At 62.4% G+C, this 22,976-nt stretch carries 18 protein-coding genes and 1 pseudogene; 9 read left to right on the forward strand and 10 right to left on the reverse strand.

Features of this window, described 5'->3' with window-relative positions:
- Positions 1–76: 76 nt before the first annotated feature.
- From KF708_14815 to KF708_14830, 4 genes are all read right to left on the reverse strand, one after another.
- A complete protein-coding gene (locus KF708_14815) occupies positions 77–3,529 on the reverse strand; it encodes an MASE1 domain-containing protein (protein ID MBX3413960.1) in 3,453 nt (1,150 codons plus the stop codon).
- A gap of 396 nt (positions 3,530–3,925) precedes the next feature.
- Positions 3,926–4,717 (reverse strand): hypothetical protein, encoded by a 792-nt coding sequence (locus KF708_14820; protein MBX3413961.1) that lies wholly within the window; start codon positions 4,715–4,717, stop codon positions 3,926–3,928.
- Between the two features lie 74 nt (positions 4,718–4,791).
- Complete coding sequence (locus KF708_14825; protein MBX3413962.1) at positions 4,792–5,022, reverse strand: hypothetical protein; 231 nt, start codon at positions 5,020–5,022, stop codon at positions 4,792–4,794.
- Between the two features lie 123 nt (positions 5,023–5,145).
- Positions 5,146–5,790 carry a hypothetical protein gene (locus tag KF708_14830; GenBank protein MBX3413963.1) on the reverse strand — a complete coding sequence of 215 codons (645 nt, stop codon included), beginning with the start codon at positions 5,788–5,790 and terminating at the stop codon, positions 5,146–5,148.
- 373 nt (positions 5,791–6,163) lie between these two features.
- Between KF708_14830 and KF708_14835 the strand changes: the two genes are divergently transcribed.
- Complete coding sequence (locus tag KF708_14835; protein ID MBX3413964.1) at positions 6,164–6,523, forward strand: hypothetical protein; 360 nt, start codon at positions 6,164–6,166, stop codon at positions 6,521–6,523.
- An 89-nt stretch (positions 6,524–6,612) separates the two neighbouring features.
- On the opposite strand, the gene KF708_14840 is transcribed toward KF708_14835, so the two are convergent.
- Both KF708_14840 and KF708_14845 read right to left on the reverse strand, forming a co-directional pair.
- A complete protein-coding gene (locus KF708_14840; GenBank protein ID MBX3413965.1) occupies positions 6,613–6,816 on the reverse strand; it encodes a CsbD family protein in 204 nt (67 codons plus the stop codon).
- Between the two features lie 117 nt (positions 6,817–6,933).
- The gene (locus KF708_14845) at positions 6,934–8,829 is read right to left on the reverse strand and encodes an AI-2E family transporter (GenBank protein MBX3413966.1); all 1,896 of its coding nucleotides are present in this window, start codon (positions 8,827–8,829) and stop codon (positions 6,934–6,936) included.
- Between the two features lie 351 nt (positions 8,830–9,180).
- On the opposite strand from KF708_14845, the gene KF708_14850 reads away from it, so the two are divergent.
- On the forward strand, positions 9,181–9,429 hold the full coding sequence (locus KF708_14850) for a hypothetical protein (protein ID MBX3413967.1): 249 nt from the start codon (positions 9,181–9,183) through the stop codon (positions 9,427–9,429).
- Positions 9,430–9,558: 129 nt separating this feature from the next.
- On the forward strand, positions 9,559–10,071 hold the full coding sequence (locus KF708_14855) for a ferritin-like domain-containing protein (GenBank protein MBX3413968.1): 513 nt from the start codon (positions 9,559–9,561) through the stop codon (positions 10,069–10,071).
- A 384-nt stretch (positions 10,072–10,455) separates the two neighbouring features.
- Here the strand turns inward: KF708_14855 and KF708_14860 are convergent, their stop codons facing one another.
- The 3 genes from KF708_14860 to KF708_14870 form a co-directional block, all read right to left on the reverse strand.
- Positions 10,456–12,066, reverse strand: a complete 1,611-nt coding sequence (locus tag KF708_14860) for a response regulator (protein MBX3413969.1) — start codon at positions 12,064–12,066, stop codon at positions 10,456–10,458.
- A 594-nt stretch (positions 12,067–12,660) separates the two neighbouring features.
- Complete coding sequence (locus KF708_14865; protein ID MBX3413970.1) at positions 12,661–13,032, reverse strand: hypothetical protein; 372 nt, start codon at positions 13,030–13,032, stop codon at positions 12,661–12,663.
- A gap of 473 nt (positions 13,033–13,505) precedes the next feature.
- Complete coding sequence (locus KF708_14870) at positions 13,506–13,859, reverse strand: DUF883 family protein (protein ID MBX3413971.1); 354 nt, start codon at positions 13,857–13,859, stop codon at positions 13,506–13,508.
- A gap of 492 nt (positions 13,860–14,351) precedes the next feature.
- Between KF708_14870 and KF708_14875 the strand changes: the two genes are divergently transcribed.
- The 6 genes and pseudogenes from KF708_14875 (at position 14,352) to KF708_14900 (ending at position 21,438) form a co-directional block, all read left to right on the forward strand.
- Positions 14,352–14,747, forward strand: coding sequence for a hypothetical protein (locus KF708_14875; protein ID MBX3413972.1), 396 nt, complete (start codon positions 14,352–14,354; stop codon positions 14,745–14,747).
- Positions 14,748–14,799: 52 nt separating this feature from the next.
- Positions 14,800–15,258: a hypothetical protein gene (locus KF708_14880; protein ID MBX3413973.1), complete on the forward strand. Its 459-nt coding sequence runs from the start codon at positions 14,800–14,802 to the stop codon at positions 15,256–15,258.
- A gap of 636 nt (positions 15,259–15,894) precedes the next feature.
- A pseudogene (locus KF708_14885) lies at positions 15,895–15,978 on the forward strand (sulfur globule protein CV1).
- 828 nt (positions 15,979–16,806) lie between these two features.
- A complete protein-coding gene (locus tag KF708_14890; GenBank protein MBX3413974.1) occupies positions 16,807–18,207 on the forward strand; it encodes a cytochrome P450 in 1,401 nt (466 codons plus the stop codon).
- 465 nt (positions 18,208–18,672) lie between these two features.
- Positions 18,673–20,556, forward strand: a complete 1,884-nt coding sequence (locus tag KF708_14895) for an MBL fold metallo-hydrolase (GenBank protein MBX3413975.1) — start codon at positions 18,673–18,675, stop codon at positions 20,554–20,556.
- Between the two features lie 183 nt (positions 20,557–20,739).
- Positions 20,740–21,438, forward strand: coding sequence for a PRC-barrel domain-containing protein (locus KF708_14900; protein MBX3413976.1), 699 nt, complete (start codon positions 20,740–20,742; stop codon positions 21,436–21,438).
- Positions 21,439–21,633: 195 nt separating this feature from the next.
- Here KF708_14900 and KF708_14905 read toward each other — a convergent pair whose 3' ends face one another.
- Positions 21,634–22,806 (reverse strand): hypothetical protein, encoded by a 1,173-nt coding sequence (locus KF708_14905; GenBank protein MBX3413977.1) that lies wholly within the window; start codon positions 22,804–22,806, stop codon positions 21,634–21,636.
- Positions 22,807–22,976: the final 170 nt, after the last annotated feature.

Raw genomic sequence — 22,976 nt, forward strand, 5'->3', positions numbered from 1 at the left:
TGCGGTGGTATTGCGCAGTTTGACTGCTACGCGGTCGCATTGGACTACCAGCGGCCAGATTTTGGGGAAGTGGCTGCTACGAGGTCGTAGCGGCATCGCCCGCCGGTTGCCTGGGGTTCGATTCGGCCAGAATCCGCTGCACATCGGCCAGGGATGCCGGCTTGACGAGATGGTGGTCGAAGCCCGCCTCTCGCGTTCTGCGACGGTCTTCCTCTTGTCCCCAGCCTGTCAGGGCGACGAGCACGCAACGTCGCAACGTGGGGTCGGCGCGAAAGGCCCCGGCGACGGCGAAGCCATCCATCTCGGGCATGCCCAGGTCGAGAAAGACGATCTCAGGCGTTTCAGCCCGGGCAAGCTCGAGGGCTGTCTGACCATCGTTCGCCACCCGTACGTGTTGTCCCGTCAATCGCAGCAGCATGGCCAGGCTCTGCGCGACGTCGGCGTTGTCGTCGACGACCATGGTTCGCCGCCGCTCGATCGTCGCGTCGTGTTCGCTTGCATCGGCGTCGCCGGGTGGCTCGTCGGATGAAACGCTCTTGGTTAGCACGGCGGGCAGGCGCACGATGAATTCGCTTCCCTTGCCGATGCCGGCACTCATCGCGCGAATACTACCGCCGTGCAATTCGGCGAGACGCCGCGCGAGGGAGAGCCCCATGCCCATGCCGCCTTGGGCGCGGCGCACCGCCTCATCGGCCTGGAAGAAGGGCTCGAAGATCGGCGCCAACAAATGACCGGCGATGCCGATGCCGGTATCGCGCACGCGTACGACACCGAGTCGGCCTTCCAGCTCGCACCGCACGGCGATGCTTCCGCCGCGCTCGGTGTACTTGGCGGCGTTGTTGATGAGGTTCGACAAGACCTGCACCAGCCGCACGGGATCGGCATCGACATAGATCGGTTCGTCGGGCAGCGAGACCTCGAGTTGATGCTGACCGGTTTGTACCGTGGGCGCGGCGGTCTCCAAGGCACGGCGCACGGTGGCCACGAGGTCGATGCATTCCATGCGCAGCTCGATCTTGCCCTGCATGATGCGCGCGAGATCGAGCAGGTCGTCGACCAGGCGCACGAGGTGGCGCACCTGGCGGTCGATAAGCTGGTGGGCCTCGTCGATCGAGGCCGTTTCCAGGTCCGGTAATTTCAGGATTTCGAGCGCGCTGCAGATCGGCGCAAGGGGATTGCGGAGCTCGTGCGCGAGCACGGCGAGAAATTCGTCCTTGCGGCGATCGGCCAATCGCACTTCGGCGTACAACTGCGCGTTCTCGAGTGCCAGGGATGCCCGCCGTGCGATCTCCTCGGCGACGGCCAGATCGGCCGCATCGAAGCGACGTCGCGACTCGGCCGTACCGAACATGACGATCCCGACGATGCGACCGCGGACGCGCAGCGGAACGCCCAGATACGAGACGAGCGCCAGTTGCACGAGCATCTCCAGGTGCTCGGCATTCTGGGCCGTGGCCTGGAGCATCTCTGGAGTCAGCTCCGTGACGAGTTCCGACGCGCCCGTGGCCACGATGTGCGGAGCTCCGAACGGCAAGTCGCAACGGGGAGGATACCGCTCGTAAAGGCGGGCTCCCAGTTCGGTCTTGGCTTCGTCCACATGGCGAATGGCCACCACGCGCAGGCTGTCGTCGGGCGCGACCATCCGCACAACGCACCAGTCGGCGAAGGTCGGCACGGCCAGGGCCGCGATTTCCTGTAGCGTGCTCTCGGGATCGTCGAGCGCGGCCAGCAACGAGCCCGCGTCGGCGAGGAATTGGGTCGCTTGCTCGGCGCGTTTGTTTTCGGTGACGTCGCGCACGAAGCAACGCGTATAGGCGAAACGGCCTCCTTCGCGGTAGACGTTCGAGCTCATCAACACATCGTGGGCCGAACCGTTCTTGGCACGCAAACGGGTCTCGAAGTCGAGCACGGCCTCGCCCTGCACCATGCGTACCAGGATGTCGCGGGCAGCGGTGCGATCGAAATGAAATTCGAGAATGTTGTGTCCGATGAACTCGCCTCGCTCGTAGCCCAGCGTTTCGAGCAGGGCACGATTGGCCCAGACGATCGTGCCATCGGCATCGATCCATTGAATGCCCAGGGCCGCACTCTCGAGAAAGTCGGTCAATTCGTGCTCGCGCTGGCGCAGCGATTCTTGCGTCCGCCAGCGCTCGATGAACAAGCCCGCCTGCACGCCGATGGCGCTCATCGTGGCCAGCAGTTCAGGATCGGACGGCTGAATCTGCCGATGGAAGAACTCAATCACGCCCAGAAAGCGAGTCCCCAACACGATGGGAAATGTGCATGCCGCGTGCAGGCCGCAACGTGCCGCGACGGCCGCGCGGAGGAAATGGTCGTCGCGGGTGACGTCCGCAATCCAGATCGCTTCCTGCCGCAACCAGACGCGCCCCGGCAAACCGACTCCTGGAGCGAACGTCATTGCGCGGGTGGCCTGCGCAAACTCATCGTGGGACCGATCGGCACGCTGCCACACGCCGACCGAGCGGAGCGAAGTGCCGGCAGAATCGAGGGTCCACACGGCGCCGACGTCCCAATCGAGATGCTCGCAGACGGTGGCGATCAGTTGCTGCGCCGCCCGGTCGGGCGATTCGGTGGTCGTGAGCGCGGTCGTCACGGCCTGCCCCAGTTGGGCTCTGCTGATTTCCGCGTCGCGTTCGGAGGCCGCGGCGGCCAAGAGCAAACCTGTTGTGGCGACGACCGCCATGTAGATTTGCAGTTGAATCAGCCCTTCTTCGACCGGAGCGGCGCTCAGACGTTGCATTTCGCTCGCCGCTGCCAGCAGGTTGATGGCCAACGAGAGCAACACGGCCGAGGCCGATCCGCGCGGGCCAAAGCGGAGTGCGGCCCAGATCACCAGCGGGAAGATGGCGTACTTGAGTTGGAACTCGAGCTCCGCGGAGTTCACCGTGCCGAAGAAGGCCAGGCTGCTGACCGTGGCGACTCCGATGGCCAGGGCGACCGACTCGATCGTGAAGAGCGACTCGATCGTTTTGCCCTGCCGACGCCATTCGCTCCAAGTGAGAAGCACCGGAGCGATCACCAGCACCCCGAGCCCGTCGCCCAACCACCACGTTTGCCAAAGGTGCTTCCAATCAGACCAGGGTTGGACATTGCCGAGACAGAGACTCGTCACCCCCACCGTAGCGCTGAACATGGTGCTGGCGCCAGCGGCGAGGAGGATCAGTCCCAAGACATCCTGGATGCGGCGCAAGTTCCGACGGAAATCGACGACGCGCTCGAGGAGCCATGCCCCGAGCAAGGCCTCGCCGGTGTTCCCGCAGGCGATCAAGGTAGCTACCCAGAGGGGTTCGTTCGCCGTGGCATTGGCGAGAAAGGCGCCGAGCGCGATCCCGGGCCAGACATTTCGCCCCCAGAGCATGACGGCGGCCAGGGCCAGGCCAGAGGCGGGCCATACGACGGAGACTTGCTCGGTGGCAAAGGCGAGCGACAACCCCAGCTTGGCCGCCAGAAGATAGGCGGCAGTTATGGTAAGGATCGTGCCCGCTCGGGCCATGAGGCCTGATCGCATGAAGGTCTCCGCTGGCAAACCGCCACCTTCATGGTGCGCGGCCAATGCCGTGAAGGCAAGACGAGCAGCGACCTATTGCATTTTATCTCCGCTAGACATGTCTGTTTTGCCGAGCACGATCAGCGCCAGCAGCGAGATGATCACGGCCACCACGGCCTCGAGTGACGGCAGCGACCAGCCTGCTTGATCCCACAGCGTTTCCATAGTGGCTTTTCGAGCAGCGAAGGAAAGGGTCGGTTGAACGAATTCCCGAGTAGGTCGCGAGTTGGTCTGCAAAAAAGAGAGGAGGGGGTCGCTGTGTGGGGAACACAGCGGCCCCCTCAGGGCAATCGGCGACGGCGGTTGGGGGAGAACCGATTGATGTGAAGTCGCTCGATGGCCCTAGCACCTGTACGTTTACTCGCCGAAGGTGAGGGGCAGAAACGCCGTCACCTCGGTCGAGTCGAGCTTGTCTGCCAGTTGTTCGGCGTGGTCGAGGTGTGCCTTGGTTTGGGCGATCGCTTCGTCGAGCACGAGGGCAAAGCGCCCTGTCGCGTGCTGGCGGCACACGGTCAAGGTGTCGAGAAGCTCGCGATGCGTGGCCACCTGTTCGCCGAGAAAGCATTGATCGAATTCATCGCGGTCTCGTGCGTCGAACATGGCCTGCGTCGATAGAACCCGCTGCTGCCCCAACTCGCGCTTCACTTGCAGGAGAAAGGTATCCTTGTTGATGCCCTGTTCCGAGGGCTCTCGCAGGGGGGGAAACTGCCCCGCCGAGGGACGCACCGATCGCGACGTCTCGTCGACCGCGTTCGCCGCCGGGCGGCGAGTCGATGGTGCCCCGAGCGCGTCGGACCGAGCAGCGCGGTTCCATTGTCCCAGCATCGTGCCCGAAAAAGGACGCAGGTTCTGGATCAAACGCGTGTGATCTTGCACGACGATTTGCAGGAAGCGACGGACGGTTTCGTCTTGCAGCCGCCCTTGAGCATGCTGACAAATGGAGATTTCGCTCTCGTGGTCGACGATCAGCCAGGCAGCCAGTTGAACGTCGGCGATGGAGGGGGCCGGCGGCGCCGACTGGATCACCGTGACGCCAGCGTCTTGCTCTTGCCGTGGCGCCTGTCCGATGGCCAGCACGGGGGCCAACATCCAGCCGATTGTGTAGGCAGAAATGGCCAGTCCCGCTCGTCCGCTCAGCAAGGCACGCATGACATGCTCCTTTCCCGAACCCAGCAGAACCTTCGTCTCGGCCTGCATGGCAACTCTTTTGCAAGTGGCTTTACTTAGGTTTGTCCCAAGTGGTGCTTCGACTCGCGGCGGACTTCTTCGCGATTCAGCGTGTTTGGTCGGCGCGGTTGTAACTGATCGGCACGTTCACGCTCAGCCCGTTTTTCTTGACGGGTCTTCATGCGGCGATTCGTGGTCTTCTCTTCCTGCGTCTGTTCGCCGCTACGAGTTTTCGAACGGTCTTGACGTTCGCGATCTTGTTCGTTCGGTCTCGGTTGCTTCGGCATGGTGACTGCTCCAGAAGGGAAAACGATACCGCGAAAGGTGCTCGGGACGACCGGGTTGCCGCGCGACGCCCTCTTTTGTGGTATACGAAAGAGGGAACGCCGGCGGCAATCGATGAGGTTCAACTAGAAGTTGAAGCGGATGCCCGGTCCGACATTAACCCCGGGGCGGCCATAGTAGCCACGGTTGTTGTAATTGTACGGGCGGTTGCCGCGGTAACCGTCGTAATAACGATCGCCGTAGTAGCCGTCGTACCCGTCGTAATACCGGTTGCCGTAGTACCCGTCATTGTAGCCGCGGTAGTAATTGAAGCGGCGCGCCGGGCCACCGTAAAACGGTTGGCCAGCGACGTAGTTGTTCCAGCGATCGCCACCCCAGTAGACCCAACTGTTATTGGGCTGCCAGTACCACCAGCGACCATTGTGGTAGCGATAGCGCCAGCGATTGTCCGCGCGATCGCGGTCGGCGTTGACGCCCGCATTCACGTCGGCCTGTACGTTCCCGCTCGCGGCGGGCGGGTTCACGTTGACGTTTGGCGCGACCGTGGCGTTCGGCGCCACGTTGACGTTGGCGTCAGGCACGTTGACGTCGGCGTTCGGCGTGTCGACCTGTACGTCGGGCGTGTTGACGTTGGCATTGGGATCGACCGTCACCTGTCCACCGCCGACATCGACCGACGGGCCGCCAGGCACGTCCACGCTCACCTGAGCCACCCCCCGCGAGCAATACAATGCTGACGCGAGCGTGGCTAACCAGAGGAAATTTTTCATCACACGACCCTCCCTAAAACGTGTTTTGGAAACGGAGCTTTCGACCGTGTCTCGGCTTCACTCGCGCGGTCACACGGACGACCGCCTCACATGTTGGAATTGCTGTCGCACACCCTGTGCCAATAGCGCGGATCTCGGGAAAACTCGTGTTTTTGAGTGACAAATGGCTCAAGAGACTCTTCCTGTCTGGGACAACGCGCATGCGCTGGGGCAACACTTCTGGTTGAGCGTTCAACCTGCTGGTCGCGGTACGTGCAGTCGGGTTGTCGAGTCACCACCAGACCTGCGCCCGGCGAGAACTGCACCATTGGCACGATTTTTGAACTTCGTGGAGGGCGTCGTTTTGCTTTCCCCCTTCTCGAAGGAGTCTGTCATGCCACGTGGAGACAAATCGAAGTACACCGATAAGCAGAAGCGAATGGCCGAAAAGATCGAAGCTGGTTACACAGATCGCGGCGTGTGGAAGCAAGAGGCAGAGCGGCGTGCCTGGGCCACCGTGAATAAATCGAGCGGCGGCGGCAATAAGCCAGGGGGATCGGGGCATGGCGTGCCCGACAACACGGAGGCCGCCAAAAAAGGTGGCCGGAAGGGGGCCGCGATCGTGGCGGGGGGGCCTGCCAAACAGCGTTCGGCCTCGGCCAAGAAAGCTGCTCGCACGCGAGCGGCGAACGCGAAGAAGAAATCGGGCACGCTCGTCGCCGGCCCCCAGGCGCGAGCCCGCAAGTCGAAGTGAGCGCGAACTCATAGAAAGAGCCGGCGAGTGGCGCTGGAGGTCGCCACTTACCGGCTTACGGGAATCGCCTGTGGGGCAATCCACGCCCGCTAACAGTTGCAACTCTTCTCGAACTCGCGGATCTGGTCTTCCGCGGCTTCCTTTTGAATGCCGTAGCGCTCGCGAATGCGGCCGGCGAGCTGATCGCGCTTGCCCGCGATGACGTCGAGGTCGTCGTCGGTGAGCTTACCCCACTTCTCTTTGACCTGACCCTTGACCTGCGTCCACTTCCCGGCGATTTGATCCCAGTTCATCGCTTCTCTCCTGGAACGAGTAACGATCATCTTTCGGGGTAGCGAGAGACTCGCTTCTCCGCAGCGCACGACGTCGTCGCTGATTTCGTCCCGGAGGAAAAGCAACTCACGTGCCAATCACACGGCTTCGGCTTGCACGGTCGATCCCGTCGGTACGGGCGGAGCGTGTTCCACCAGTCGTTCGGCCAGATTGAGCATCTCGACAAAATGCGTTACGACGTGATCGGCGCCGGCTGACTTCAATCTCGACTGCGTATACTCGCCATCGCCGCGTCCGTGCCACAAGCCAATAATCACCTTGAGGTAAGGAAACCGGCGGCGGAGCCGTTTCGTAAGGTATTTTGCGTGCAACTCCGAGATGGGGGAGACGGCCACAAGGGCGACCAGCGCGATCTGTTCCACCGCCACCAGCTCGACGATCTCGCTGGCCAGGGTATCGACCGACGCGCTGGCGACCGCAATCCCGCGTGCGTGTAGCCGTTGGGTCAGCATCGTGCCGGCGACGATATCGCCCGGAGAATGGGCCGGCGCAACCAGCACCCGTGGCTTCGAAGCGGTCGCATCTGATTCGTCCACGTCCGCATTGGCTGCTGGACTGCCAACGGCAGCGCCATCCGTGCGGCTGCCGATATCGTCGATCAGATCCTCGACAAACTCCAGCATGAATCGCCGCCGGGCATCGTCGAGGACGCCATCGGCATGATCGCGCTCGGCCTGCGCCAGTGCCGGCAGCAGCGCGGCCTCGTAGAGTTGATCGAGATCGTGTTGTGCGAGGTAGTCGTCGATGACGCGTTGGGCCTCGTCCTGGTCGACGGCCAGCAGACGCTGGTAAACCCGGGCTTCCGTGGGGAGCGCCGGTTCATCGCTCAGCAGGATGTGAACGAATCGCAGTTGCGGAACGTGGCGACTAGCGACCGTCAGGCAGACGGTGAGCGGCGTGGCCAGGATCAACCCGATAGGGCCCCAGAGCCAGGTCCAGAAAAAGGCCGACGTGATGATGCCCAGCGGCGAGACACCCGTGCTCGAGCCATACAGCCAGGGCTCGAGCACGTTGTTGGTGATGAGCTCGAGCACGACAAAGAGCGCTGCTACCAGCAGCACGGTGGTCCAGCCGTGACTGACGGCCAGCGACACGCTCAGTGGCATCAACGCAGCCACCCAGGGACCCACGTAAGGGAGAAACCGCAAGACGGCGCCAAGGAAGCCCCACAAGGCCGCGTTGGGAAGTCCGATCGCCCACAGGCCTAGGCCGACCGCGATGCCGTACGTCACGTTGATAATCAGTTGCATCCGCAGATAGCGGCTCACGAGGTTGGTCGCCTCGTCGATCGTCTGCGTGGCGACGTGGAGTTGCCCTTCGCCGGCCAGTGCGATAACTCGATTGCGCAGCCCTTCCCGTTCGAGCAGCATAAAGACGGTCAGCACCACGACGACCCCCAGAGTGCCGAGCGAGCCGAGCAGCGCGGCGGCCGAGCCTTGCAGCACGCCCACGAAATTCATGGGGGCCTCGACCACTTTGACCGGCACGGGGGCGTTCTCTCGCGGTGAGTTCTGGGCGTCCGAGCCTGACGCCGGCGCGGCCGATTCAGACAGGTTGGCGTCTTGCACTTGTTTGGAGGTGTGCGAAAGCTCCCGCGCAAGCTCGCCGATCGAATTGGTAATTCGCGAAAATGTGCCGCCGGTGGTCGAGCGAACGCCCTCGACTTTTTCGCGCAGGTTTTCCTTGTATTGGGGCAACTGCTGGGTCAGTTGGAAGACCTGCCCCGCCATGGCGTAACCGATCAGCATCACGATGCTGCCGGCGAACGTTACGACCAACACCACGGCGACCGCGCGCGGCACGCGCCAACGTTCCAGCCGCCAGACCAGGGGAGAGAGTACAAAGCTCAAGAACCCGGCCAGGGCGAAGGGAATCAGGACGCCCCGCGCGAAATAAAGGGCACCAATCGTCGAGATCACCACGGCCAGGACCAGCAGGCGCGAAGAATTCGTGCCGGAATCGATGCGTACCATGGACAGGAATCCGCCTTCGTTACGGGTGAGGTGGTGGCCGAACGCACGTCCGCGTATGCAGGGCTGCCGAGTTGGTTGCTCGGCGAGCAGTGCAAATTCTTTGCCACGGCCGCATGTACTGTACACCCGCCCCACGTGGGACAAAACGTTGGCCGCCTTCGAGCCAGCGCGAATCGTGGCAGAACAGGTTTTTGAGCGCGCATCTACCGCGTCCCCCCAAAAAAGAGGTCAGGTTGCGAGCGACGGCTCGTTGGCACGGTGATTGCTTTAGCCCTTGTTCCAAGAACCGCCATGCGTCGTGCAAATCGCACCGGTGGCGCCACCATCCAGCTACTTAGATCGGAGTAAGCCATGCGAAAGTATTTGCTCATGACCGTTGCCGCCTCGATGTTGGGTTGTCTGGGCTGCGCCAAGTCGGTCGAAGACGAAGCCCGCGACGTGCGCGAAGCGCAGCAACGCGCGGCCGAGAACATCGCCGAAGAGCAGCGTGACGTCCGCCAGGAGCAGATCGAGGCCGGCGCCGAGATTCGCGAGGAACAGCGCGAGCTCGATCAGGCGATCGACGATGCCCGCACCGACGGCGATCCCACGACGCCGTAACACAACCCCACGCACGTCGGCCCACGATTCAATGCAGGCGGATGTGGCGGCGCGGACTCGATCCGCGCCGCCACATGGGACCCCCTCTTGTACGCACGACCGCTTATTTGCCGCCAGGAGAAACACACCATGTCGTCGCTAAAGACATTGCACGATCTATATATCGAGGAGTTGAAAGACCTGTACAGCGCCGAGAAGCAACTGCTGAAGGCGTTGCCCAAAATGGCCAAGGCCGCCGATTCGAGGCAACTACGACAAGGCTTCGAGGCGCACTTGGACGAAACCGAGGAACACGTGACACGGCTCGAGAAGATTTTCGAAGATCTCGATGCCAGCCCCCGCGGCAAGAAATGCAAGGCCATGGAGGGACTGGTTGAGGAGGGGGCGGAGGTAATCAAGGTAGACGCTCCTCCGAGCGTCAAGGACGCGGCGCTGATCGCCGCCGCCCAACGCGTGGAGCACTATGAGATCGCCGGCTACGGCACGGTGCGGACCTACGCCGAGCTGCTGGGCCATTCGGCCGCCGCGAAGCTCCTGCAGAAAACTCTCGATGAGGAGGGGGCCACCGATAAGAAGCTCACCGCCCTCGCTGAAACGATCAACGTCGAGGCCGAAGAGCCCGTCGAAGCGGCGGGCGACTAGCGGACCAGGGCGACGATAAGACGGCACTTCTGCGCCCTGGCGGCGGTCCGTCGATGTTCCTCGCTGACATCGCACGCCAGCCGCTGGGGCGCGTTGCAATACCACGACGGAAGTCTGTCATCCCACGGCCTGCGCCCTTGCCTGGCGGCCTTCGGGCTCAAGGCGTTGCGCGCGCTGGCCGAAAAAGAAAGGCAATGCGATGCGAACGGAAGATCAAAACCGTCAAGGCAAAGTCGGCTACATTATCCTGTGGCTCTTGGGTGTGCCCCTGCCGATCCTCTTCCTGCTCTTTCTCATTCGCGGTTGCACTTGATCGCCGGCGGAAATGCCGCGCGGCGCGGACTGCATTCGAGAACGAGGCGCTTGGACAGTTGGCTTCGCCGGCTACGATCTTTGGTCGCAGACCGTGCGCAAAACCTGCTGCAAGACATCAAAGGCGATCGGCTTGACCAAATGCCGGCTGAAGCCTGCTGTTTGAGTGCGCTGACGATCTTCTTCCTGGCCGTAGCCCGTCAGGGCTACCAGTACGGCCGATTGCAGTCCCGGCAATTTGCGCAACTCTGCGGCGACGTCGTAGCCGCTCATGCCGGGCAACCCGATATCGAGCAACACCAGGTCGGGTTGGAACTCGCGGGCCGCTTCCAGCGCCGTGGGACCATCGGATGCGACGCGCACCTCCGGACCGCAGCGCACGACCAGGCTCGAGAGCATACGTGCCAGGTCGGCGTGATCTTCGACGACCAATACCCTCCGACACGAGGTGCCGTTGGATTCTACTGCGGTACCGTTGGTCCCCTGCCCTGGCGTCACTTGGGCTTCCTGGGCCAAAGGGATGCGAATCGTAAACGTGGCGCCCCGACCGGCTCCGTCGCTTTCAGCCATTACGCTGCCGCCGTGCAAATCGACGAGCTGTCGTACGAGCGCCAGGCCGATGCCCAGTCCCAGATCGGGCGTGTGCTTGGGGCGCTCGCCATGCGTGTAGAGATCGAAGACGCGCGGCAGTAGATCAGCGTCGATCCCGCGTCCATCGTCGGCCACGCGAAATAGGGCGGCCTGCTCGTCGCAATCGGTCTGGAGTTGGATATGACCCCCCGGCGGCGTGTATTTGCTCGCGTTGACGAGCACGTTGGTCAGGATCTGCTGCAAGCGAGTTGGATCGGCGTCGAGCCAGATCAGTCGGTCGGCGATCTCGACCCGTAGCGACTGGCGTCGCATCTCGAATACCGGTTGCAGCATCTGTGCGACCTGGGTCGTGAGCTGTCCTGCTTCGAGCCGCGCGCGGCGTAGCTCCAAGCGTCCCCGCGTGATGCGCGAAATGTCGAGCAGATCGTCCACCAGTCGCGTCAGTTGTTGCACCTGGCGATCGAGTATGTCGCGGGCTTCGGTGAAAAGTGGTTCGGCGGGCGTCGCCAGACGCGAGATCTCGAGCGCGCCTGCGATCGCGGCGAGCGGATTTCGCAATTCATGCCCCAGCGTGGCGAGAAACTCGTCTTTGCGCCGATCGCGCTCCGAAAGTTCGTTGGTGCGTTGTTGCTCCATGCCGTGTACGAACTGTTCGCGACCGACTTCGTAGGCCTCGATGCTGGCGGAGATCGTCTCGTCGAGCACGAGCCCCACGGCCATGATCTCGATCATTTGCAGCGGGCGCGCGAGCGTCTGCTGCAGGTGATCGAGAATCACCAGCCGCAACAGCAGATAGTCGTGTACGACGTTCGAGATCGACCAGCCGTCGTCCCATCGCGTTTCGCCGTGTCGGCGGGCCGGCGCCCGATGGGGCACATGATCGGCATCGGTCGAAGCCAACTGTTCGGCGATCGCGTGGAGTATCTGGGGCAGGTGGTCGCGCAGCGCCTCTTCGTGTAAGCGGCGCGCCGCGGGAAACTCGTCTCGAATGCGTTGTGACCACTGATCCATGATCAAGGCCGTGTCGCGCAACAAGATGGCCCCCAGGACGGCATGGGGCTGGGACCTCAAAAGATCGGGATCCGCGACCATGTCGTGGGTAGCCTGGTGAGTTGGCGTGAAACATAATCGAACGCGTCTGGCTCGTACCTCGCATGGCGAGGGAAGCCCCAGATTCTTACTCGAGCGAGCGATGAGCGACCAGCGATCAGATCGGCCTCACTCGAAGGGACGGCGCAAGACCAGATCAAGTGTACCTGAACAGCGCGAAAGGCCAAGCGATACTCGAACTGGTCTCTGGGCGGCCAGCCCGGCTTCCGCCTTTTGAAGTGGCGCTTTTCGTAGCCCGAAGCGTGAGCGAGGGAGCACTTTGCTCGACGTGCTTGGCAGGAATTCCCTCGCTCACGCTTCGGGTTAGGATGGGCTGATTTGCCGAGGATTGAGGCCAAAATACCTCCAAAAGCGCAGCTTCAAAACTTCCGCCAAGCGGGCGATCACGATCCTACGTCAACGAACGACCGGTCAAAATAAGTGTAGGATTCCAACCCGAGGTTCCCTGCGCAGGGGCGTCTGCTCGGCAGATGTAAAAAAAGGCCGTCCCTTGGTGCGGGGCGGCCTTCGAGTAGCGTCCTAGGGAGTGTGCTACAGCCTCCTCATAGCGCAGCGCCGGTCGCGAAGGAATCGCGTCTAGCCGGGGTTGACCACGGTGCTGCAGACAATGATGCAGGCGCTCGTGCCCCCCGCTTGCTGACCATCGGGCCCGACGCTGTCGCCCGAGTCTGCGGCATCGGCAAAGGCACTGGCCGCCGTGAACGAGCCATCGGCGCTTGACGTTCCACCCACGCTGAACGATTGATTCATCGTGCCGACGCTTGCCGCGAAGTCTCCCAGTTCGGTGACCACCGCCGAGCGAATCGCCGCCAGGGCCGCGATCAGTCCGATGACCAGGAGCGTCGCGATCAGCAGCAGTTCCGAGGCCACGATCGCCCCTTGCTCATCGCGCCAGAATCGTGCGATCCATTGTCGTGCGGTTGCCAGAGGGGTCGATTGCCGTGCCATGGATGTCTCCTCGAGCTGTTCAGGTGCAGTGTGGCTTCGCCCCACTACGTTCGCGCGATTGATGAATGCAAGTCGCATGCCGCTACGTAAAACGGCTGTTTTCCGCATTCGGCGCGATGCTTAAGGATTCGAGATGCGTGAGTGTGGTTCTTGTTGAGTGCGCATCGGCCAACCGGTGCTGTCGCATCAAAAACCCTTGATTCAAGGTGGTTCGATGCTGTGCCAACCGAGAAAACGGCACAGGACGGATTGCTCTTCGGGCGAAAGCTCGTCGAAGTCGCACGAGACGAGTCGTGAGGCGGCAGCGAGCCGCAAACCCGAACGCCCCACCGGTCTGCTGGACGCACGGCGACCTCGACAATTCGCCGTGCCTCAAAGCGAAACAGCCCCACCTGGCGAGGTTTTCGCCAGGTGGGGTTTCTTCCCATACGGTGGCCGTTCACGGGCACTCGAGCGTGGCCCCTGCCCAGACGCTAGAAGCGGCGCAGCAAGCACAGACCGGCGATAAAGCCGATGCCTGCCGCAATGGCAACGCTGCGGAGCGGACGCTCGGTGATGTAGCTCTCGACGTTCTGTTCCATATCGGTCGCCCGTTGCCGGCCTTGCTCGACGTAGCTGGCAGCGGTATTGCGCGCGAGCTTGTAGCTCTCTTCGGCAACACGGCTGGCCTGCTCGGTGGCTCCCGCGACGCCATTGCGCAGCTCGCGGCCGACCTGCTTGGCGTGCTCTCCTACCGTGGCGGCGGTGGTATCCACTTCGTCGTGCAAGGCCTTGGCCCGACGGCGAAGCTCATTCTTGTTGGATTTGGCTGGAATTCGATTGGCCATCGCGAATCCTCCTGTGCGAGCAAAAAACGGTGCTTAGGACGAACGGTGCTTAGGGCGGACTGTTCCACATTGTCCGGGACAATACTTCGTAGCCAATGCACAGCGTGTGCCACACCGCAGGAATGATCTTCGATCGCCCGCAATGACACCTTCTGGAGACGCTGCCTGCCGACCATCCAGAAAGGGGGGGACGCTTCTCGATGCGAGATTTCTGCCAGTTTCGAAAGAGCGATAACGCCCGCCGGCCGTTCGACAAAACCTGCCACCTGAGTTTGCCAGATAGGTGGCCGCGCGGCGACCAGTTTGTTCGGCGTCGCGTCAGCACGATCATCGACCGCGGTCAATCTCATTGCCCTAGATGAGAGATCCTGCTCTTGGGAAGCTTACGCCGGGCAGTGGTGACTCGGCCTGAGATTTGCTCCTCTTCTTTGGTGCGTAGAAAGTGCAGACGCACTTCAAGCGAATCAGCAAACTCACCGGAAGGAGATTGCCATGCGTCTAATGGCGAAAAGTTCTCTCACGCTGGGAGAACGTCTGAGTGCGATTTTGCGCTCCGAGGCGACGTTCTTCGTCGTGGGGGGCGTGGTTGTTGCCAGCGGCCTGGCCTACTGCTACGACGTCTGGCGTCGTCGAAATCGTGGCTTCGATGGTCCCGATGACGACGACGTCGACCCGCAGCCGAAGTCCCCCTCGGCGTATTCCCTGGAAGAAGAGGCTCTCATCGACGAGGCGCTCGAGGAATCGTTTCCCGCGAGCGATCCGCCGGCGTTCACTGCCCGGGGGAGCGAGCGATCCCACGCGCGTCGCAACGGCGCGATGACATCTCGCCCGCGTGCCAAGACGCAGATATCGCGTTCGCGCGCTCGGCGGACCACTTCCAAGACCTAGTGCGACGGAATGGAACAATCGACCACCCATTCACCAAGGCGAGAACCGATGTATGGCTACTCAACACACCGATCAATACCGAGAAGTGCTCGATGAATTTGAACGCGTCTTGCTCACCCCTCTGGTTTCTGGCGAGTTGCCCGGGTGGGTCGAGAATGCCCTGCGCGCGTATCAGGCGGCCGCCCCACCGCTGCGCGAGCGAGTGGAAGTAGAGCATTCCCGCGAACTCGGTCAGATCTTCCAAGAAGATCCCGAACTGGCGACCGAAGTGGAAAAGATGCGCCACACCGATCACGAGCTTCTGGCCGCGTTGGAACGCATCGGCCAGGCCTTGGGGCGACTCTGCCAGGTGGCGCCCCGAGTGGAACCCAACGAAGCCCCGGCCGCCGAAGTGCTCGGGCGCATCAGCGAGCAAGGCATTGCCCTGGTCATTGCCTTTCGACGGCAGGAAGAAGCCTTGAGGCTGTGGCACAACGAGGCGCTGCTGCGCGACCGCGGCGCAGCCGATTAGCGCTCAGCGCGCCAACCACGGCCCGGCGCAGCATCTCGCCACGCTGCGCTGGGCCGAACGATGCGCGGCATCAGTTCACCATCGGCACGTTCCAGTACGATTCGCTGCCGAACGTCGACCAGCTTTCGATCCGCGCGGCGTGCCGCGCGTAGAACGGCATGGGAATTGCCTTCGTAGATAATCAGGACGTCGTTCAGGCGTCCCCAGGGAGGGCATGTTCTCGACGAGGAGCAATCAGCGATGCTTTGCACACCCTTGATTTCATGGATCGGCGCACTGGCAATTCTGTTGAGCAGTGCCTGCTTGGTAAGTCCAGTCCTCGCCCAGCGTGGTGGACCAGGGGGCGGTCACGGCAGTGGCGGGCATGCGGGCGGTTCCGCACATCAGGGAGGAGGCACTCGTGGAGGCCACATGCACAGCGGCGGACCAGGGGGCGGATATCGCGGTACGCCGGGGGGAGCGTGGCGTGGCGGTTACCCCGGAGGTGGATCTCGCGCCCGTGTGGGGGGCAGCGATGCACGCCGCTATTCCTATTCCAATCCGGGAAACCACGGCCGAAACTACTCGAATTTCGGCGAATTCAATTACGCATACCCTGGCGGTAGAAATTACTCCCGCTATGGCTATGGTTCGCGGTACGGATACGGTCCCGGTTTTGGGTCGGGCTACGGCTATGGCCGTTACGGATATGGATATCGAGGGTATGGCGGGTTCGGCGCTTGGCCCTATCTGCCCTTCGGAGTGGGGGGCTTCGGGTACGGTTATGGACCAGGACTCTCGTACTACGGCGGAACCCCCTATTACGGTTACTACAACTCGCCCCCGCGCGTAACGGTCGGCCGAGTCGATCCAGATTCGGCCACGGCTGCACCGGCGACGGCGAACGAATTCGAACCAGCGGCACGCGATGCCTTCCGCGCGGGAGATTACGCAGAGGCGGCACGTCTTGCCAATCATGCCCTGGTCGAATCGCCCCGCGATGGCCGGCTCTATCTGTTCGCTTCGCAGACGATGTTTGCCGTGGGAGAGTACGAAGCCAGCGCGGCGCTCGTGCATCAAGCGGCAAACCTGTTGCAACCGGCCGAGCTCGGCTACGTCATCGAAAACTATGGGCAATATTACCGAGGACGCGATTACATCGAGCAAATGAACCGCTTGATCGAGTTCATTCAGCAAAATCCCAACTCGACGGCCGCCCTTTTCGTGCGGGGATTCCAGTACGGCTTCCTGGGGCATCGCGAAGCGGCGCTGAAAGATCTCGCAAAAGCGTACGAGTTGGAAAGTCGCGACGAGCTCGTGCCGAAGTTAATCCAGGAGTTCGGTGGTCAGCCGCCGACGATTGGTGTCCCGCCTGCGGCCGACCTGCCTCGCGTGGGCACCGCGAACGAAGAACTCCCCACGCCCCCGCCTGCCCTGCCACCTGCCAGTAATGACGTGCAACCGGCGCCTTAGAGCGAGACGCCTCTCGGTTGATTTGGTGACATCGCACCCGGACACGGGGGCGCCGGACGAGGATAGTCCGTAACCATCGTGTGAGGGAGCCTTCGCGTGATCCGTGCTCACGCCATAGCCGGAGTGCCGCGACATGTGGCGCCGATCTCGTACCTGGCCGAAAGTCCGCTCCGCGAGATGCTTGCGCTCGAGCGGACTTATGGCGATTATGTCTGCTGGCAGGATGACGAAACGCGGCTGTACTTCGCGTTTGGCCCGGCTGCCAACAAGCAAGTGTTGTGCGACACCGACACGTTTCATGCCTGTTTTTGCCCGTTGCGCGGTCCGAAGAATTCCGCCCAGCGCCGCGTGACGCACGGTCTGCTCAGCATGAATGGCGAACAGCACAAGCAGCATCGCCGCGTGCTGAGCGTGCCCTTTCAACGCCCTGCCCTGGCCGAGTATCAGCCGGCCTTCGCCGATACCGCGCGCCAAATGCTCGACGAATGGCAGACCGGCGAGGTGCGCGATCTCGCGGCCGATATGAATCGTCTGCTCCTGGCCATCACCGGCAAGCTGCTCTTCGGCATCGATGATGACGGTATGGCCATCGAAATGGCCGAGTTGCTCGAACAGTACATGGAGGCCAGCCATGCCCTGGGCATGGCGGCCGTGGGATGGCATCCCCGGGCCACGCAGCAATACGACCACCTGCTGTCGCTGGCCGAAGAGGTCGAAGCGCGGATGCGCCAGCTCATCGCCGCGCGCCGCGAACGGGGCTACCGCGACGATAGTTTCCTCTCTGTGCTTTTGCGCATGCAAGGTCAGGAGGGGCATGAGCTCAGCGACGACGAATTGATCGGACACGCCACGCTCCTCTTCGGCGCCGCGCAGTCGACGACCGCGTACACGCTCACCTGGACGTTGGCGCTGGCGGCCCTGCATCCCGAGTTGCTGGCCGAAGTCCTGCCCGAGATCGATCAGATCGCGGGCGATCGGCCCCTCTCGCTCGGGGCCCTCAATTCGGTGCCGCTGCTCGACCAGTTCATCAAAGAAAGCATGCGCATCCTGCCCGCCTCGGTCTATCTGCAGCGCGTGGTGATGCAACCGACGGAGTTGGGGCCATTCCAGTTGCCGGTCGGCAGCACGGTGGTGATCAGCCAATGGGTGTCGCATCGCCAGCAGCGGATCTTCGCCGAGCCGGAACGGTTCTGGCCCGACCGCTGGAAGACGTCGCAGGCGGTCCCCTATTCGTACATGCCCTTTGGCATGGGGCCGCGGCTGTGCATCGGCAACGTCTGGGCCACTGCCATTCTGAAAACGGTGCTGGCCATGATTTGGCAACGCTTCGCGCCGGAACTGTGCAGCGACCAATCGGTCGACCTGCAAGTCAAGGCCACGATGCTTGCTCCCGGTCACCAGGTGAAAATGCGGCTGCACGCCCGCGATCGAGGGGCCGTGCCCCGAATTCCCGCGGGCAACCTGGCCGACTTTGTCGACCTGAGTGCCTTGCAATAGATCAGTCGGCCGCATGGCGCCCAGAAATGGCGTCGCTGGGTTCGTCGCACGATATTCGCACTTCTCCGCCTGGTGTACTCGAGCTGGGTCGGCTTCTGGGGCGTTTCTTACTTGGCTTCCGCCATTCTTCACACCGCGCATGCGCAATCGGACATCGAGTGCATGCGAACTCCCCACTTGGGGCGGTGTGTAAACGACCAATCCGATTTTGCCCAGCACACTCTCTGTAACGGCCTTGCGCCAGCCACCCATCTGCGACGCGTTTCGGCTTTTTTTTGCCGCCAGTAACTCGGCTGTATTTGCGTAGTTGCGGACTTTGCGGGCGCGGCTCATGCCGGCAGTGCCATTTTTCTGGCACAGCATCTGCCTTTTCCCTCGGTGAGACAGTTGGTCACAAACGCGGAATCGAAAGACACAAAGCAAACCCCCTCACCACCCCTCGATTGGCGATCGCGAGTTGCACCCATGCTTACCACCCTTACGTCGCGAAGTTCGTGGATGACGTTGCTGTTGATTGGCACGTTGAGCGGAGCTGTTGGCGCCGACGAGGCAACCACAACACAGAACGAAGCGGCAGCGGCCGCTATAGACGTGGCGGACGATACCGCAGCCGTTGTTTCGGTCGATACCTTTCTCGCTGAACACGTGGGCGAACCGCAGATCGTCTCGGTCACGCCTGAGGTGTTCGTAGCCGTGGGTTACGACCTGGCGAACGTCGTTCTCGTTCGCACGCCGGAGGGGAACGTGCTGATCGATACCGGTTCGTGCAGCCCGCAGGCCGCGTTGATTTGCGAGCAGATGGAAGAGGTCGCCCCGGGTGAGGTCAAGGCGATCGTCTACACACATGGCGGCATCGAGCAACTGGGGGGCGCCGGCGTGTGGGTGGCCAATCGCGACGTGCCAGTTTACGGCACACGGGCGCTGGAAGAAGAGTTCTTGCGCCAGTTCGTCCTGTTGCAATCGGCCGAGATGCGCCGAGGCATTCGCCAGTTTGGCATGTTGCTGCCCGAGGGAGACCGCACGGCGACCGCTTGGGGAAGGATGCCCGAGATCTCGCAGCTCGAAGGGGTTCCGAATATTCGTTTGCCAAATCAGACGTTCGACGACGAGTTGGTCTTCACGGTGGGAGGCGTCGAGTTCCAGCTTTACGCCGCCCCGGGCGAATCTCCCGATCATCTCTTCGTGTGGATTCCCGCGGCCAAAACGTTGATCGCTGGCGATAACTTCGTTAGCGCCTTTCCGAAGATTTGTGGCCTGCGAGGCAGCCCCCAGCGCAACGCCGATCGCTGGATTGCCAGTCTCGATCGTATGCGATCGCTGGCGCCGGAACACCTTATCTCGGCGCATCACCTGCCGATTTCCGGCTCGGCTGAAGTACTGGAGGCGTTGACCATCCATCGCGACACGATTCAGTGGTTGCGTGATGCGACGTTGCGAGCGATCAATCGCGGCGAGCCGGTCGATGAGTTCGCCGCCAAGCTGCAATTGCCGGCGCACCTGGTCGAGAGCCCCTATCTTGCCCCCGTGACCGGTTGCGTTGAATGGGCGGCCCGCACGATGTACTCGAGCTACGTCGGATGGTTCGACGAACGTCCCGAGTCGTTGCAGCCGGTCGCACCGAGTGTCGCCGCCCAGCGCGAGATCGAAATGATGGGGGGGGCCGATGTGGTGCTGGCCGCGGCCAACCAGGCCCGCGAGCAGGGGGACGCGGCCTGGGCCGTGCATCTGTTGTCGAAGCTCGAACGCGCCGGCATCGATCACGACGCCGCGGAGGATGTCGCCACGGAACAAGCGGTACACACGTCGCTGGCCGCGTCGCTCGAAGGCCTGGCGGAAAAGACGCAAGCCACCGACGCGAAGACCTACTTGGCCAGCATGGCCACCGAGCTGCGCAGCGGCGGTTGGCAGAACCAGCCCTGGCCCTGCCCTTCGGACGAAACCTTGCGACAGGTGCCGCTCGAGGCCTTCTTCCGTGCCATGGCCCTGAGCCTGAAGAGCGACGAAACGGCGGATATTCACGAGACGTATTACGTGCTCATCTCTGACGAGCAGCGCAACTTCGTGCTGACGCTGCGTTATGGCGTGCTGGAAGTGGCGGAAGGCGCTCCCTTGCCAGGAACGCCCCGTGCGCAGGCTTCGATCACGACCGATGGTCTGACCTGGCGGAAGATGTGCCTCGGCGTGGCCAACCCCACGGTCGAGATCATGTCGGGCCGCGCCCAGGTGAAGGGCAACCTGCAAATGGTGCGGCGATTCGCCAGGTACTTCGATTGCCCGAACAAATACGAACGTGCGACCGCCAGTCAGAGTGAGCTGACCTCGATCGCGCCGACCAATCCGATTCCTTAGTCGTCAGCGCGGTTTCGCGACGCTCAGCGCCGGGGCGTTTTACTCCCCCCGAAACCGCAAAAAAACATCGTTTTCCATTCTGGTATGCGACTTGCTCGACAAAGACTCACACGCTTCGCAGGAAAGAAAGACTCATGTCACGACGTTCCATTCCACCACACGTAAGATTTGAAGGAGATTGTCATGATGATCGCTAAGAAGCTGGCTCTGGCCGGCAGTTGCCTGGCGCTGTTTACCGTCGTTGGAATTGCCGGCAGCCTGGCCGCCGACGAAGGCAAGTCGAACGCACCGTCCGAACGCCCCACGGTGGCGGCGACGCGCTCGTTCCGCACGTCCACGCTCGAAGGGATGAAAGTCTATAACAAGGCCGGCGAAGAGGTCGGGAAGATCAACGAACTGGTCGTCAACATCGAGAATGGCAAGGTCGAGTACGCCGCCTTGTCCGTCGGCGGCTTTCTGGGCGTCGGCGACAAGCTGTTCGCGGTACCGTTCCGCATGTTCGCCCTGCGTTTCGACGAGGACAAAACCTACATGCTGCTCGACGTGAACAAGCAGACGCTCGAACGTGCCCCTGGTTTCAACCAGGATCATTGGCCCGACATTGCCAACGCCAATTGGGCCCAGGAAATCGAGAAGTATTACGGCGGGGCCTCGCACGACGGCACGTTCGTCCGCATGGACGGCGAAACGCTCGTCATGCGTGACGCTGCTGGCGAATCGACGCACACGCACGTGCTGGCCAACGAGGTGAAGTTCACTTCGGGTGGCAAGACCGTCGCCGCCGACACGCTCCGCGAAGGTGACCGCATCCGCGTCACCACGACTGAACGTGACGGCAAGTCGATCGCCACGAGCATCGAGATCCTGTCGACCCGTTCGTAACGTAAGGAAGCACAAACCACTGCCAAAACAGACGGCCCGGCGCGCCAAAACGCTGGAGTCCGTGGGATGGTGGGCCTGGTGGGCCGCGGCGACGCAAGTCGTCCGGTCCACCAGGCGGTGGTTTTTATCGGGGCGTTCTTGCCGCCGCCCGTGCGACCCCGACGAAGTTCGTCGCTTCGCTGGAAACGCTAGACACTAGCGTGTAATCCCCGCCGCGGCGGTTACGCCCATGAACTCATGGACGAGTGTGGACGTGGTCACGTCGATCTGATCGCTCACGAGCGTGGCGCCGGGCAGCCGCCACCACTGGGCCTCGAACAAGACCCGCACGAAGGCATTTCCGCCTCCATAGTTGGAGCTGATCGGCACGCTCCACTCGCCACCGGCCTGAAGCTCGCCGATCCACATGCCGTCGTTCTGCGAGCTTTTCAGGTTCAACTGCTCGAAGTCGTTGAGATCGAGATCGCCCGGTCCTACGGGAACCGCCTCGATGACTGCACCGTCGATGCCGAGCTTATTCTGGCCCCAGACATAGGACCCGCGCAAGTTGCAGATGGCCGCCAGGCGCGAACCGAACAGAGTCCGTCGCAAGTCGATGGCGCCCGTCATGCCAGTGCCTTCCAGGCCGCTGTTACCTTGCTGGAAGATGGCCGTGACGTCGTCCCCGCCACCGCCGCTCAGGTCGAAGATTGTAAGTTGTTGCGTCAGGTGATGCTGTAAACGCGCATAGCGCGCCCCAAGACTGAAGCTGCCCTTGAGTGCCGCAAATTGAAAGGCACGCGTCAGTTCCAGATCGATGGCGGTTGCCTCTAGTTCCTCGAAGATGTTCGCGGCGGCGATCGAGTCGCCGAAGTCCTGGTAGCCGGCGCGTGTTTGATCCGCGTCGAAGTCCCAGTAGCGCGACCGAATACCCCAGCCGCTGCGCCCTTGCCCCTGCAGCCAGATACGCGGAGCGGCCTGGCGGTCGTACTCCGCCGGCAGGTAGAAGTTGGAGTCGTTGTAATCGGGCTTCAGATAGGTCGCCTCCACTCCGGCGGCGAGACCGCTGGGATAGCCGCACGAGAAAAACTCGTCGAAGCAGGAGTCGCAGCAATCGTCTTCGTAGCAGGCATCGCCACGGCACGCGCAATCGCCGCCGTAGCCACGGCACGAGTCGCAGGGGGGGCTGCCATAGTCGGTGGCCGCCGCCGACCAGGCGTCATCCGGAGCGGATACCACTTCGGGCGGAGCTTCGTCCGAGACGTGGTAGGCGACGTGCTCGCTCCAGGCTTCAGAGGGTGCTGGGGTGGCGTAGGAAAAATCCTGTCCGCGCGCCCCGTTCCAGAACCATCCACTACAGAGCGCGCTCGCCACGAGCGCGCAGGCCATGCGATGGCACATATTCCAGGGCCCCCCCTGTCTTGAAGATGCCGCGACGAAACGCCAGAAGAATTCACGCGGGTTGAAGAAAGGCAGCCTGCGCTCGATTCGCGCAAGGTCCCCGCTCTGGGAGTCATCGGATTCCGTAAGCTTTATGCTTAGCAGAAAGCTTGTCGGTC

The organism is Pirellulales bacterium (assembly GCA_019636335.1).
Lineage (GTDB): Bacteria > Planctomycetota > Planctomycetia > Pirellulales > JAEUIK01 > JAHBXR01.

Excerpts from the sequence above, each read along its gene's own strand:
- KF708_14895 (MBX3413975.1), top strand. The coding sequence starts at position 18,673 with ATGCTTACCACCCTTACGTCGCGAAGTTCGTGGATGACGTTGCTGTTG.
- KF708_14870 (MBX3413971.1), bottom strand. The coding sequence starts at position 13,859 with ATGGCCAATCGAATTCCAGCCAAATCCAACAAGAATGAGCTTCGCCGT.
- KF708_14825 (MBX3413962.1), bottom strand. The coding sequence starts at position 5,022 with ATGCCGAAGCAACCGAGACCGAACGAACAAGATCGCGAACGTCAAGAC.
- KF708_14855 (MBX3413968.1), top strand. The coding sequence starts at position 9,559 with ATGTCGTCGCTAAAGACATTGCACGATCTATATATCGAGGAGTTGAAA.
- KF708_14875 (MBX3413972.1), top strand. The coding sequence starts at position 14,352 with ATGCGTCTAATGGCGAAAAGTTCTCTCACGCTGGGAGAACGTCTGAGT.
- KF708_14860 (MBX3413969.1), bottom strand. The coding sequence starts at position 12,066 with ATGGTCGCGGATCCCGATCTTTTGAGGTCCCAGCCCCATGCCGTCCTG.
- KF708_14850 (MBX3413967.1), top strand. The coding sequence starts at position 9,181 with ATGCGAAAGTATTTGCTCATGACCGTTGCCGCCTCGATGTTGGGTTGT.
- KF708_14905 (MBX3413977.1), bottom strand. The coding sequence starts at position 22,806 with ATGGCCTGCGCGCTCGTGGCGAGCGCGCTCTGTAGTGGATGGTTCTGG.
- KF708_14840 (MBX3413965.1), bottom strand. The coding sequence starts at position 6,816 with ATGAACTGGGATCAAATCGCCGGGAAGTGGACGCAGGTCAAGGGTCAG.
- KF708_14815 (MBX3413960.1), bottom strand. The coding sequence starts at position 3,529 with ATGCGATCAGGCCTCATGGCCCGAGCGGGCACGATCCTTACCATAACT.
- KF708_14865 (MBX3413970.1), bottom strand. The coding sequence starts at position 13,032 with ATGGCACGGCAATCGACCCCTCTGGCAACCGCACGACAATGGATCGCA.
- KF708_14820 (MBX3413961.1), bottom strand. The coding sequence starts at position 4,717 with ATGCGTGCCTTGCTGAGCGGACGAGCGGGACTGGCCATTTCTGCCTAC.
- KF708_14880 (MBX3413973.1), top strand. The coding sequence starts at position 14,800 with ATGGCTACTCAACACACCGATCAATACCGAGAAGTGCTCGATGAATTT.
- KF708_14835 (MBX3413964.1), top strand. The coding sequence starts at position 6,164 with ATGCCACGTGGAGACAAATCGAAGTACACCGATAAGCAGAAGCGAATG.
- KF708_14900 (MBX3413976.1), top strand. The coding sequence starts at position 20,740 with ATGATGATCGCTAAGAAGCTGGCTCTGGCCGGCAGTTGCCTGGCGCTG.
- KF708_14830 (MBX3413963.1), bottom strand. The coding sequence starts at position 5,790 with ATGAAAAATTTCCTCTGGTTAGCCACGCTCGCGTCAGCATTGTATTGC.
- KF708_14845 (MBX3413966.1), bottom strand. The coding sequence starts at position 8,829 with ATGGTACGCATCGATTCCGGCACGAATTCTTCGCGCCTGCTGGTCCTG.